The sequence below is a fragment of the Halomonas sabkhae genome (genome assembly GCF_030409265.1).
Classification (GTDB): Bacteria; Pseudomonadota; Gammaproteobacteria; order Pseudomonadales; family Halomonadaceae; genus Halomonas; species Halomonas halmophila.
In genome coordinates, this window is the sequence record NZ_JAUFPM010000019.1 from 55230 (window position 1) to 70605 (window position 15376).

The 15376-nt window shown below is 61.4% G+C and carries 1 protein-coding gene; it reads right to left on the reverse strand.

Annotated features, from left to right (window positions below; genetic code table 11):
• Position 1 precedes the first annotated feature (1 nt).
• A complete protein-coding gene (locus tag QWY79_RS13310) occupies positions 2-15148 on the reverse strand; it encodes a cadherin-like domain-containing protein (RefSeq protein ID WP_290273647.1) in 15147 nt (5048 codons plus the stop codon).
• Between the last annotated feature and the right edge of the window lie 228 nt (positions 15149-15376).

Consider the following 15376-nt stretch of genomic DNA (forward strand, 5'->3'; position numbering starts at 1 on the left):
TTTAGATATCCACCGACACGTCCTGCTGAACCTTGAGGGTGGCCTCATCATCAGGACCGTTATACAGCTGATAGGTCACGTTATCTTCGGTTTGAGTCTCCCCTGTTGTTGTCCAAGAGCCACCGGTGAGGTCGACGCTATCCCCGTCATCGCCAAGAATGCTGAGCACATTGTCTTCGTCGGTCATATCCAGCACGTCCTGTGCTTCCAGGGCGACGCTGTGATCCTGGTCTTCACCCATAAAGTCCAGCGTCTCGACATTGTCGAGATCGTCGGGGGTCGGATCTTCGCCGAAACGCATCTCGACCACATCGGCGCCTGCAAGACCATCCAGCGCCTCCCCGGTGTACAGCAGGGTATCATCGCCGGAGGTCGGTTCGACGGCTTCGATATTGACATTGAAGTCACCCGATACCGTCTCCGACGTATCGCTGCCATCCGTGGTAAATGCCTCGTAGCTGACGCTCTGGTTGCCATCGGTGGCACCCTGCACCAGATGCAGATCATTGATCTGGTCTGAAGCAATGCCGCTCAGGGTGTAGGTGTCACTGCCACCGTCGTAGCTCACGCTGGCGTCCGGCAGGCTATCCAGCAGCGTATCGCCCCCGTCGGTGAAGAAGCCGGCATGCTCGCCGAGCCCGGTCAGGGTCAGTGTGGCGGTTTCCGAACCGTCCATGTCGGACATACCCGCGCTGAGGTTGAGCGGGATCTTGTCGCCTTCCTGGCCGAAGCTCAGTTCAGGCGACATCGTGATGTCATCGGCCACGGCCTGAACGTCCACCTCAAAGTCGGTGGAAGCGTTGGTGCTTTCGCCGCCCTGGGTCGTCCGCGCCGTCAGGGTCAGGGCATCATCGCCATCCAGGGTGCCACTCCAGTTGCGCGGCGGCACCAGACCGATGTAATCGGGCACGCTGCCGTCGTCGTCGAGGATCGACCAGCTGTTACCACCGACGTTATCGGCCAGAGCCGTGTTATTCGCATCGCTGCCAGTTTTGACCAGCCAGCCATCCGGCACATTCTCGAGCAGCAAGGCATCGAGGCTCTGCTGAGAGTCGTCGGGCAACGTCACGCCCAGATCCTGAAGCTCGACCATTTCGTCCTCGCTACCGGTGGCATCGCTAGCGGTGACCTCCGGCGGCGGCGGCGCAATCTCGGAAGCACTCGACCCGCTCGACGTCTCTTCATTGCTCGCGCCATTCTCCTGGGTCGCCGTCTCGGCAGTCAGCGAGACGCTGCCCCAGGTGTTATCCGCCGAGCGATAGCTCACATTGACGGCATCGCCCACGTCGACGCCGTCAATCACATAGCTTCCATCACCTTCCGGCGTGACCTCTTCGCCGTTGTACCACAGGGTACCCGACTCACCATCACCACCGGTCATGCCATTTTCGTCCAGCGTGATCACCAGTTGGCCATCCACCAGGCTGACATCGGGATTATCCGCCGGGCTGGAGACATCGATGGTGAAATCGACATCCTCGCCGTCGGCAGCATCATCTCCGGACACCTCGACGGTCGGCTCGTCGGTCACCGGCGTCACCGGCGGTTCGAGACTGATTGTCTCCGAGTTCTCCTCGCCGCTCGGTGACTGGGTGGTCAGGGTGGTATCGAAGGAGAAACTCTCTTCATTATCGTTCCAGTCGGCCGGCGGCGTCACCGTGATGCCATCCAGCAGGTCCTGCAGTCCCTGGTTGCTGCTGTCATCCGTGCTGGCATACCACACTGTCTCGGTCACGCCATCAGTAGTGATAGTGGTCTGTTGCATGCCATCGACCACGGCCCCCGTCGGCAGATTGGAAATGGTCACCGCGCTGCGACCATCCGACGTATCCCCGATCTCGGCATCCACCAGTTCGGACAGCGCCATGCCGGTGTCCTCGGTCATGGTGGCATTGGCATCGTTCCAGCCGATGATCTCGCTGGGGTCCTCGCCATTGCCAGGATTACCCTCGCCGGTCAGCGTCCAGCTATCGCTGTCGCTCTTCTCCTGACTGGTATCGCCGTTGTCCTGGGTGAAACCGGTAATGGTGATATTCTGGCCATCGATATCAGTCAGATCACCATCACCCATCGTGAATTCGACGGTCTGCGTCAGGGGATCGGTGCCATCGAAGGCGACATCGGGATCGATATCGATGCGCCACTGGCTGCCCGTGCCGTCGGCGACCTGCCCGACGAACTCGCCATCCACGACGCTGACCCCGGCGGGAACATTGTCGATCAGCAGATACTTGAGGGACTCGCTACCGTCGGTATCCGGCTGCGTGATATCCACGGTGACCGCCACGCTGTCGTTACCGTCGGCGGTCACGTCCTTCGCGGGGTCATCGATGGTGGCATCGCTGCCGCCGACATTGGCGATCCCGGTAATGGTCACCGTGGGCTCATCGGTCACCGCATCGATAACGACCTCATGGGTCTTGTTCTTGACCACCGTGGTGTCATCGACACTCCCCTCATAGCCGTTGTTGGGCGTATCGGTGACTTCGTACCGGACTTCCAGGGTGCCGGCAGGGCCGGAGACGTCCGCATCACCCTTGGCGTAGATGTTGGTCCAGGCGTCGTCGGTCAGCTTATAGTAGCCACCCTCTTCCACCACGCCGGTGATACCGCCATCTGCTGCGGCATCGGCCAAGGTGGTAGTGCCGTCATCGCCATAGTAGAGCTCGAACTGATTGCCCGTGACGCTGGCGACATCGATCCAGACCGAGGCCAGGGACTCGTTGTTGTCGCCATTCTGCGGCTCGAGGCTCAGGTTGAGCTGCCCCACCTGGTCCTCGGAAAGGCTGGACTGGATGCTGAATTCCGCCTCCGGCGAGGGTGTGACCTGGAAGGACACATTCTGCTCGGCATCCTCCCGGGTATCACCGTCGTTCTCGGTGACGATGGGCGTGACCGAGAAATCCACCTGGCCGCTGAAGTTCTCCGGCGTGGTGATGGTGACCGTGCTCGGATCGGTAGCCACCCACTCGCGGCTGCCTCCCTCGCCGCGAATCAGGGTCGCACCCTCGACATCGAACTGATCGTCGAGCCCGGTAATACGATAGGTCAGCGTCTCCGAGCCATCGTCACCCGTCTCGCCCGACTCGGCGGTGATGATCTCGCTCAGCGTGACGCCACTATTCGCATCGCTGTTGTCATCATCCAGGTCCTCTTCGGCGTAGACCGGCGTATCGATAGTGACATCAGGCTCATCGGCGACGCCATTGACAGGCACCTCGATCGGCTTGGTCACCGGCGAATCCAGAGTATCGGCCTCGCCGTCATACTCGTCTCTGGTGACCACACTCGCACTAAGCGTAAAGTCCTCGTTGCTGTCCTGCGGCGGCGTCACGGTCAAGTCCAGGCTGCTATCGAAGTCCTCGATCACATAGTTGCCGTTACCGTCGTCTGTGACCGGATTACCGTCGTAGGTCAGCACTGCGCCATCCGGCACATCACTGATGGTGACCGTGAAGCTCTCATTGGGATCCGAACTTTGCGGTCGGATATCCAGCGGGATCGCCTCATCCTCGTTGCCCTCGGCCGGCGAGGTGACGCTCATGGAGGCCTGGTCGGCCACCGGTGTGTCGATATGGATACCGTCGAGGGTCGATTCGCCGGAAATGGCGGTATCCGTATTGCCCTCGGCATCGGTATCCACCGTCTTGGCCTGCACAGTGATCTCGAACTGGCCTTTCTGATTTGGCGCAGCCTTGAACTGCAGGGTACCCAGGTACTCCACCGGCACCTCGATGGGCGAGCCGTTATAGGTCTGCTCGACCCAGTCACCGCTACCATCCTGATAACGGAAGCTGGAGCCTTCGGCACCATCGCCCTGGCCTGAGACCAGTTCCGGTGTCAGCAGCGCGAAGGTCTCTTCGGAACCATCGACGTCCTGATTAGCCCAGCCATCCGCCGGATTGAAACTATCGGCGTTGAGTGCGAACCAGGCATCTTCGGTGCCATCCACGTCAGTGCCATAGGTATGGTCGGGGTTCATGGTCAGATCGGGGTCGCCATCGCCATCGCTATCCCCGCCGACCTCTTCGGCATCGGGAGTGACGGTGATATCCGACGTGACGTTATGAGTCTGGGTATCCGAACCGGTCGACGCGGTATCCTCCACGGTCACCTGCAGCGACAGGCTGGCGTCCTCACTGCTATGCGCCGCGGGACGGATGTCATACTCCTGGTAGTTATCGACATCGATGGCATAGTTTCCGGAACCATCGGCTGCCACTTCATTACCTTCATGGTCGAATATCGTCCAATCAGCAGGTACGGAGTTTCCCTCAACCGTGATCGTCGTAATCGACTCGCTACCATCGGTATCGCTGACGGCAAGGTCCGTCAGGAAGCCGATATCAGTATCCTCCGGCCCCTCGGCACTGATATCCGACGGCTGGTCGGCGACCGGCGCGGTGTCGATATTCAGGGTGACCGAATCTTCCTTTGGATCAACAGTGCCGCTGGAATCGTCATCGTGATCCTGGGCCTTGAGTGTGACGGTGATGCCATCGAGGTCACCACTGAAATCGGCCGGGGGGGTCAGCGCCAGGGAGGCGGGAATGGTCGTCGACTCACCGGCGCCGAAGCTGCCGAGATCGCTCGCCGGAATGACGATGGTGCCATCGGCTCCCGCGGTGATGGTAATGGTATTACTACCATCTCCATCTATCGTAACGGAGGTTCCCTCCGGCACGCCGGTAATCTCGAGTGAGCGCTCCTCGCTGCCATCGAGATCCTCGAAGCTGGCGACGAGCAGGTCGCCGAGGTCGACTGAAGCATCCTCTTTGATGGAGGCCGTATGGGTATCCCCACCGTCAATGGTCAGATCGACATCATCGGTCACCGCCTGCACGCCGACATCCACCTGGGAGGTGCTTTCCGCGCCGTCAACGTCAGGCAATTTGTTGCCGGTGTCATCAACCTCGTAGCTGGTTACTCTGAGATCGATGGTGAAGTTCTCGTGACTCTGGGCGATCGGGTTGACCTGCAGCGCCTCGTACTGCGCCGTGGTCATGGTCAGATCACCAGCGGCCGAGGCAGTATGCTCGCCATCGGAGAGCACGATGGTGATATCACTGCCATCGCTGGTATAGGAAATGGCGCCATTACCATCCAACTCAGCGGCAGACAACTCGGTGCCACTCGGAATACCACTCAGGGTAATCTCGCCCAGCAGTTCCGGATTGTCACCGGCGGTGCCGGAACCGTTCTGGTCATCGGTATCGACGGGGCTAGGCGCCGTCAAGTTCAGTGCAACCGGCGTGTCCTCGGGCGTTGTGACCGAGCCGCCGGCAAGATCCGGCGCATCGGCGACCGGATTAACCGTCACATTGACCGTAAATGTCTTGGTTTCATTATCGGTCGTAGTGGTATAGGTAAAGGAATCCTCACCGCTATAATTTTCGTTGGGCTCATAGGTAATAGTGCCATCGTCATTCACTTTGGCCTTACCGTATGTCGTTTCCACCCAACCTTCCGCGTCCGGTGTTCCACCGTCAATGTCGGTATTGGTGCCCGTCGCATCGGCGTTGGTGTTGAAGGTGTTCTCTGACGAATCGACGTCCGAATCCTCCTCCACCGTGATGGCTTTAGGCTCAACGCTGGGATCATCATCCTCGACAGTGATCGTGACGCCGGTTTCAACCGTATCATTGTCACCATCGGTGACGGTCAGGTGCTGAAGATTGATGTCGAGGGTCTCGGCCCCGCCGTCATGATCCAGCGGCCTATGCAGTGTAAACTCATAGCCAGGCTCGGTCGCGGTCGGGTTGGTTATATCAACCGTGAAGACCTTGCCACTTTCGCTACGGTCATCACCACGATAGCCGGTCAAGGTGTGGCCATCGTCGCTAACGACATATTCCAGTGCTTGTCCACCTGACTCCAGGCCAGCAGCTTGAAGAGCCGAGACTGTCGAGTCGACGCCCCCTTCACTGAACTGGACATCCCCGGCTCCATCGGTCCCGAAATTCACGACAAAGTCATTGGATACGCTTACGGGCGCATCAGGATCACTGCCCAGGGCCAGATTGGCTTCGTCTACCGAGCCGTCAGTGGGATGCGTCATGATGGAGGGGCCATCGTCCCGGAAGGTGAACTTCCCGCCGACATCGACGGCCTCGCTGTCAACGCTGTCACCATCGCCATCGACGGCGGTCGCGATCAATTGCAGAGCACCGTTGCTCAGCGAAATCTCGTCATCGTGGTCGGTGCCATCCGGGTGCTCTAGTGGGCGATACTGCGTCAGCGTCACGGCATCGCCGTCGAGGGCGATCCGGAAGGCGATGTCGCCATCGGCATCATTGCCCACACGACCGACGACATCGTCGCCATCCATAAAGAGATGAACGTCTTTATCGGTGGCGGTATCCGTTATACCAGATTCCGCGCCCTCGGTGACCTGCAGGCTATAGGTGGTGCTGCCTTCGCCATCGGCCCCATGATTGATATCGAACACGCCGTCGATAAAGCTGAGATCTTCGTCACTGACTTCATCGCCAGAGAAGTCGCTTTCATCGACTTCGACACTGCCCAGTTGACCGTTATCGACACTGATCACCGGCTGATCATCGACGATATCGATGGTCACGGTATTGGTGACGGTATTGCCATACTGATCGACCGCGGTGTACTCGAAGCTGTCGGTCGGCGCCGCACCGGCGGAGTGATCCGCATCGTCCGTCAACGTGTAGTCGAAGGTGCCGTCGGTATAGACCGTCCATTCGCCTAGTGACGCCGAGTCACTTTGCTCAGACTCCACCGTCCAGCCGTCCTGAAGATCGAGGCTGGCACCGCTGATGATCTCGCTTTCGGCGGACGGATCAGTGCCGTTCGGACCATCATCCGGCAGGGCATTTGGCCCCAAGCCCGCTTCATCCACGCTGCCCGTGGTATCGGTCGGGGTACCGGTGACATCGTCCACATCGATGGTCAGAGTCGCGGTGCTTTCGTCACCATCGCCATCGCGCACCGTGTAGGTGAAGACATCCTCGACATCGGCACCCGTGCTGTTCGGATCGGTTTGGTACGTATAACTGCCATCCGCGTTAAGCGTCAGGGTGCCGTATTGGCCGTCGATTCCCGTTCCAACGTCTCCACTGACAGCGGCTCCACCGTTATCCCCGGCCACGACACCAACAACGCCACCGCTTGTCTGCCAGTCATCGGCGCCGGACTGGTCGTTCTCCAGCACGCCGGACGCTGCATCGACATTCAGGGCCGCGCCTTCGGTGACGCTATTGGTGTCATCCTCGGCCGTCGGCGCATCATCGACGATCTTGATATTCAGATCGCCGCTGTCGGTCTGGCCGTCACGGTCGGTGGCGGTAACGGTGACGCTGTCCATCAGGTCGTCGACGTCCTCACCCGGCGCATTGGTCAGGTCATAGCTGTAATCGAGGGTGATGGTGCCATCATCGGCTTGGTTGTAGCCGTTAAGGGTCAGCTCGCCATACTGGGTGGTCAGCGTCTGGCTGGTATCGCCCAGCGCTTCGACTTCGTCCCGGCTAAGTTCGAGGGTGGCCGACTCGCCATTGGCATCGGTGTAATCCAGGGTCACCGCGCCCGTTTCCTGCAGGCCATCCAGAGCGGTCAGGGTAAAGCTAGACGCAACTTGGGTATCGTCGGCGTTCGGGTTGGAGCCGTCAGAAAGGCCGCTCTCGAACACCACCTGATCATTGATGTTGCCATCCGGGGTGGTGGCGTCATTGTCGTTGGGCACATCGACGGTCACGCCATCATCGCTGCCGTCGATGGTGATGGTCAGAGTGGCGTCGTCCTGATCGGTATCGCCATCGGTCAGCGTATAGGTGAACGCCTCTGTCAGCGTGTCACTGTCGCCCAGGCCCTGAACCTCCAGGTTGGTATTGTCCAGCGCGTAAGTATAGCTGCCATCCGCCTCGAGCGTCAGGGTGCCGTACTCGCCGTCGATCACCAAGGGACCGCTACCGCTGGCACTATTACCGGGGACGTTGGTGCTTTCCACCGCCGTCACCGTGGCGCCATCGGCGCCCTCGGTATCTTCGACATCGCCACCGGACGCACCGCTTTCGCCCAGCACATTGCCGGTCGTGGTTGTCGGCGCTGAGTCTTCGGTGACGCTATTGGTGTCATCCTCGGCCACCGGCGCGTCATCGACGATCTGGATATTCAGATCGCCGCTGTCGGTCGAGCCATCCTCGTCGGTGGCCGTGACCGTGACGCTGTCCAGCAGGTCTTCGACGTCTTCCTCCGGCGCATTGGTCAGGAGGTAGTCATAGTCGAGGGTGATGGTGCCGTCAGCGGCCTGGCTATAGCCGTCAAGGGTCAGCTCGCCGTACTGGGTGCTCAGGCTCTGGGAGGTATCGCCCAGCCCTTCCACCTCGGCCTTGCTCAGCGAGAGCGTGGCCGACTCGCCATTCTCGTCGGTGTAACCCAGCGTCACCGCGCCCATTTCCTGCAGGCCATCCAGGGCGGTCAGGGTAAAGCTGGATTCGACGCGGATGTCATCGGTGTTCGGCTCGGAACCGTCCGCCAGGCCGCTTTCAAACACCACCTGGTCGGAGGTGTCGCCATCCGGGGTGGTGGCGTCATTGTCATTGGGCACATCGACGGTCACACCGTCATCGCTGCCGTCGATGGTGATCGTCAGGTTGGCGTTATCCGCGTCGCTATCGCCGTCGGTCAGCGTATAGGTGAACGCTTCCTCCAGCGTCTCGCCGTCGCCCAGGCCCTGAACGTCCAGGTTGGTATTGTCCAGCGCGTAGGTATAGCTGCCATCCGCCTCGAGCGTCAGGGTGCCGTACTCGCCGTCGATCACCAGGGTATCGGTGCCGCTGGCACTATTACCGGGGACGTTGGTGCTTTCGGCCGCCGTCACCATGGCGCCATCGGCGCCCTCGGTATCTTCGGCATCGCCCGGCGAGGCATCACCACCACCGATCACATTGCCGCTGGTCTCGACAGTACTGGCGGTATCACCGCCCTCAGTGACGCTATTGGTGTCATCCTCGGCCGTCGGCGCATCGTCAACGACCTGGATATTCAGATCGCCGCTGTCGGTCGAGCCATCCTCATCGGTGGCCGTCACGGTGACCCTGTCCATCAGGTCATCGACGTCTTCCTCCGGCGCATTGGTCAGGAAGTAGTCATAGTCGAGGGTGATGGTGCCGTCATCGGCCTGGCTGTAGCCGTTGAGGGTCAGCTCGCCATACTGGGTGGTCAGCGTCTGGCTTGTATCGCCCAGCGTTTCCACCTCGGCCTTGCTCAGCGAGAGCGTGGCCGACTCACCGTTCTCGTCGCTGTAATCCAGCGTCACCGCGCCCGTTTCCTGCAGGCCATCCAGGGCGGTCAGGGTAAAGCTCGACTCGACGCGGATGTCATCGGCGTTCGGCTCGGAACCGTCCGTCAGGCCGCTTTCGAACACCACCTGATCGCCGATCTCGCCGTCCGGCGTGGTGCTGTCATTGTCGTTGGGCACATTGACGGTCACGCCGTCGTCGCTGCCGTCGATGGCGATCGTCAGGTTGGCATCGTCCTGATCGGTATCGCCATCGGTCAGGGTATAGCTGAACACCTCGTCCAGCGTTTCGCCGTCGCTGAGTCCCTGGACCTCCAGGTTATCGTTATCCAGCACATAGCTGTAGCTACCATCGGCCTCGAGCGTCAGGGTGCCGTATTCACCGTCGATCGTCAGGGCGCCACCGGCCTCATCGGCATCATTGGCGGGCACATTGGTGCTGGTCACCGCGGTGACCGTGGCACCATCGGCGCCTTCGTCATCGGCAACATCGCCACCGGACGCACCGCTGTCGCCCAGCACATTGCCGGTCGTGGTTGTCGTCGCTGAGTCTTCGGTGACGCTATTGGTGTCATCCTCGGCCACCGGCGCGTCATCAACGATCTTGATATTCAGGTCGCCGCTGTCGTTCTGGCCGTCGCGGTCGGTGGCGGTGATAGTGAAGCTATCCTGCTCGGCATCGGTATCGACGTCCGGCGCATTGCTCAGGAGGTAGTCATAGTCGAGGCTGATGGTGCCGTCGTCCGGCTGGCTATAGCCGTTGAGGGTCAGCTCGCCGTATTCAGTGGTCAGCGTCTGGCTGGTATCGCCCAACGCTTCCACCTCGGCCTTGCTCAGCTCGAGGGTGGCCTCTTCCCCATCCTCATTGGTGTAGGTCAGGCTGACGGCGCCATTGTCCTGCAGGCCATCCAGGGCGGTCAGGGTAAAGCTTGACTCGACCCGGGTATCGGCGGTGTTCGGCGCGGAGCCGTCCGTCAGGCCGCTTTCGAAGACCACCTGGTCATTGATGTTGCCATCCGGGGTGGTGGCGTCATTGTCATTGGGCACATCGACGGTCACCCCGTCGTCGCTGCCGTCGATGGTAATGGTCAGGGTGGCGTCGTCTGAATCGGTATCGCCATCGGTCAGCGTATAGGTGAACGCCTCGGTCAGCGTGTCACCGTCGCCCAGCCTCTGAACGTCCAGGTTGGTATTGTCCAGCGCGTAGGTATAGCTGCCACCCGCCTCGATCGTCAGGGTGCCGTACTCGCCTTCAATCACCAGAGTGCCATCGGTCTCGGTGGCCTCGCTGTCCGGTGTATTGACGCTTCCCACCGCCGTGACCGTGGCGCCATCGGCGCCCTCGGTATCTTCGGCATCGCCAGGCGAGGCATCACCACCACCGATCACATTGCCGCTGGCCTCGACGGTGCTGGCAGTATCGTCGCCTTCGGTGACGCTATTGGTGTCACCCTCGGCCGTCGGCGCATCGTCGACGATCTTGATATTCAGATCGCCGTTGTCGGTCGAGCCATCCTCATCGGTGGCCGTGACCGTGATGCTGTCCATCAGGTCGTCGCCGCTCGCATCCGGCGCATTGGTCAGGAGGTAGTCATAGTCGAGGCTGATGGTGCCGTCATCGGCCTGACTATAGCCGTTGACGGTCAGCTCGCCGTACTGGGTGTTCAGGCTCTGGGAGGTATCGCCCAGTGCTTCCACCTCGGCCTTGCTCAGCGAGAGCGTGGCCGACTCACCGTTCTCGTCGCTGTAATCCAGCGTCACCGCCCCCGTTTCCTGCAGGCCATCCAGGGCGGTGAGGGTAAAGCTGGACTCGACCTTGGTGTCGTTTTCATCCGGCGCGGAGCCGTCCCCCAGGCCGCTCTCGAACACCACCTGGTCACCGATCTCGCCGTCCGGCGTAGTGCTGTCATTGTCGTTGGGCACATCGACGGTCACACCATCATCGCTGCCCTCGATGGCGATCGTCAGGTTAGCATCGTCCGCGTCACTATCGCCGTCGGTCAGGGTATAGCTGAACACCTCGTCCAGCGTTTCGCCGTCGCTGAGCCCCTGGACCTCCAGGTTATCGTTATCCAGCACGTAGGTGTAGCTGCCGTCCGCCTCGAGCGTCAGGGTGCCGTATTCACCGTCGATCGTCAGGGTGCCACCGGTCTCATCGGCATCGTTGGTGGGAGCATTGGTGCTTTCCACCGCCGTCACCGTGGCGCCGTCGGCGCCCTCGGTATCGGCCTGGTCACCTGCCGAGGCACCGCTTTCACCCAGCACATTGCCGGTCGTGGTGGTGGCCGTGTCCTCGGTGACGCTATTGGCATCGTCCTCGGCCACCGGCGCATCGTCGACGATCTTGATATTCAGATCACCACTGTCGGTCGAACCATCCTCATCGGTGGCCGTGACCGTGACGCTGTCCATCAGGTCATCGACGTCCGCGTCCGGTGCATTGGTCAGGACGTAGTCATAGTCGAGGGTGATGGTGCCGTCATCGGCCTGGCTATAGCCGTCAAGGGTCAGTTCGCCATACTGGGTAGTGAGGGTTTGTGAATCGCTGCCCAGCGCTTCGACTTCGTCCCGGCTCAGCTCGAGGGTGGCCGGATCACCGCTAGCGTCGGTGTAATCCAGCGTCACCGCACCCGTTTCCTGCAGGCCATCCAGAGCGGTCAGGGTAAAGCTAGACGCAACTTGGGTATCGTCGGCGTTCGGGTTGGAGCCGTCAGAAAGACCGCTCTCGAACACCACCTGGTCGGAGGTGTCGCCATCCGGGGTGGTCGCGGCAGTGTCGTTGGGCACATTGACAGTGACGTTCCAGTCGACCGGCTTACTGTCATCGTCGCTGTCGCTGTTGCCGGTCGGGTCGGTGACCTTGGCATTCACGCTGACATCGGGATCGCCCGGTTCGACCGGCACCTCGACGCTGACGCCGTTGTCCAGATCGCCCTGGGTGACCTCGCGCTCGTCGAGGACATTACCGTCCTTGTCGGTCACCGTCAGGGTATCGCCGACCTCGGTGCCGTCTTCCAGGGTGACCTCGGCGGTCACGCTGCCGTCGTCGCCGATCTCATCCTGGCTATAGTTGCCGTCGTCGCCGCTGCCGGTCAGCTCGACACTGACCGCCGGCGGCACGTTGTCGATCGGCTTCTGATCGTCGTCGCTACTGGAATTGCCGGTCGGGTCGGTGACCGTGGCGGACACACTGACGTCGGGGTCGCCCGGTTCGACCGGCACCTCGACGGTCACACCGTTGTCCAGATCGTCCTGGGTGACGTCACGCTCGTCGAGAACGTTACCGTCCTTGTCGGTCACCGTCAGGGTGTCGCCAACCTCGGTACCGTCTTCCAGGGTGACCTCGGCGGTCACGCTGCCGTCGTCGCCGATCTCATCCTGGCTGTAGGTGCCGTCGTCGCCGCTGCCGGTCAGCTCGACACTGACCGCCGGCGGCACGTTGTCGATCGGTTTCTGGTCATCGTCGCTGCTGGAGTTGCCGGTCGGATCGGTGACCGTGGCGGACACACTGGTCTCGGGGTCGCCTGGCTCAACCGGCACCTCGACGCTGACGCCGTTGTCCAGATCGTCCTGGGTGACCTCGCGTTCATCGAGAACATTGCCGTCCTTGTCGGTCACCGTCAGGGTGTCGCCGACCTCGGTGCCGTCTTCCAGAGTGACCTGGGCGGTCACGCTACCATCCTCGCCGATCTCATCCTGGCTGTAGGTGCCGTCTTCACCGCTGCCGGTCAGCTCGACGCTGACCGCCGGCGGCACGTTGTCGATCGGCTTCTGGTCATCGTCGCTGCTGGAGTTGCCGGTCGGATCGGTAACCGTGGCAGACACACTGGTATTGGGATCGCCCGGCGACACCGGCACCTCGACGCTGACGCCGTTGTCCAGATCGTCCTGGGTAACCTCGCGTTCATCGAGAACATTGCCGTCCTTGTCGGTCACCGTCAGGGTGTCGCCGACCTCGGTGCCGTCTTCCAGAGTGACCTGGGCGGTCACGCTGCCATCCTCGCCGATCTCATCCTGGCTGTAGGTGCCGTCTTCACCGCTGCCGGTCAGCTCGACGCTGACCGCCGGCGGCACGTTGTCGATCGGCTTCTGGTCATCGTCGCTGCTGGAGTTGCCGGTCGGATCGGTGACCGTGGCACTCACGCTGACATCAGGATCGCCCGGCTCGACCGGCACCTCGACGCTGACGCCGTTGTCCAGGTCGTCCTGGGTGACTTCACGCTCGTCGAGGACATTGCCGTCCTTGTCGGTCACCGTCAGGGTGTCGCCGACCTCGGTGCCGTCTTCCAGAGTGACCTGGGCGGTGACGCTGCCGTCGTCGCCGATCTCGTCCTGGCTGTAGGTGTCGTCATCACCGGCGCCTTGCAGCTCGACGCTGACAGCCGGCGGCACGTTGTCGATCGGCTTCTGGTCATCGTCGCTGCTGGAGTTGCCGGTCGGATCGGTGACCGTGGCAGACACACTGGTATTGGGATCGCCCGGCTCGACCGGCACCTCGACGCTGACGCCGTTATCCAGATCGTCCTGGGTGACTTCACGATCGTCGAGGACATTGCCGTCCTTGTCGGTCACCGTCAGTGTGTCGCCAACCTCAGTGCCGTCTTCCAGAGTGACCTGGGCGGTCACGCTGCCGTCCTCGCCGATCTCATCCTGGCTGTAGGTGCCGTCTTCACCGCTGCCGGTCAGCTCGGCGCTGACCGCCGGCGGCACGTTGTCGATCGGTTTCTGGTCATCGTCGCTGCTGGCGTTGCCCGTCGGGTCGGTGACCGTGGCGGAGACACTGGTATCGGGATCACCCGGCTCGACCGGCACCTCGACGCTGACGCCGTTGTCCAGGTCGTCCTGGGTGACTTCACGCTCGTCGAGGACATTGCCGTCCTTGTCGGTCACCGTCAGTGTGTCGCCAACCTCAGTGCCGTCTTCCAGAGTGACCTGGGCGGTCACGCTGCCGTCCTCACCGATCTCATCCTGGTTGTAGGTGCCGTCTTCACCGCTGCCGGTCAGCTCGACGCTGACCGCCGGCGGCACGTTGTCGATCGGTTTCTGGTCATCGTCGCTGCTGGAGTTGCCCGTCGGGTCGGTCACCGTGGCGGAGACACTGGTCTCGGGATCGCCCGGCTCGACCGGCACCTCGACGCTGACGCCGTTGTCCAGATCGTCCTGGGTGACTTCACGCTCGTCGAGGACATTGCCGTCCTTGTCGGTCACCGTCAGGGTGTCGCCGACCTCGGTGCCGTCTTCCAGAGTGACCTGGGCGGTGACGCTGCCGTCCTCGCCGATCTCATCCTGGCTGTAGGTGCCGTCATCGCCGGCCCCCTGCAGTTCGACGCTGACGCCAGGAGCCTCTCGAAGCGACTGTGTCACATCAGAGGTATTATCTTCCTCATCCTCTTCGTCTTCCTCTGCAGCACCGCCCCAACGCACATCAGGGCCATCATTGCTGTCCAGGCCATACTCATAGTCCAGCGGGTCGACCGCCTCCTCGATGCGATTCACCCGCGTAAAGTTCTGGCCTTCATGGTCCGGGTGGTCATCGCTCTGGGAGCGTTCCGGGCCTTCGCCCTGCGACTCCTCCGCTTCGCCCCCCTCATTGGACGACTCGGACTCCTCGCTATCGCTGTCGTCATCGCCAGAATCCTCGTCACTGGACTCTACTTCTTCCTCGGCGGCTTCCAGTACCGATGTCAGTGTCACTTCCGCGCCTTCCGGCACCTGGACGGTCTGGCCATCGGGAGATGACAGCGTGAGTGATGCATTATCAGCCGTCACGACCGTCTGGCTCGAGTCGATGACATCACCCTGCTGGACCTCCTGCAGATTGCCGTTCTCGTCACGTACCCAGGCTTGGCCGGAAAGTTCGACTACTGTCATATCACTCATGCTTCACCTCGTATAATGACCGCACCTCATTCGAGGATAATGGCTCACGTAAGACTCAAATTTAGACTATTAAAACCAGTTTTCTAATACTTGATCAGCGTTCACCCAGCGCATTGCCCCAGGCCCGCAGGATGGGCTTGAGCAGGTACTGCATGACCGTGCGCTTGCCGGTCAGGATGTCCACCTGCGCCGTCATCCCCGGGATCACGTCCAGCTCCTGCGCCTTCT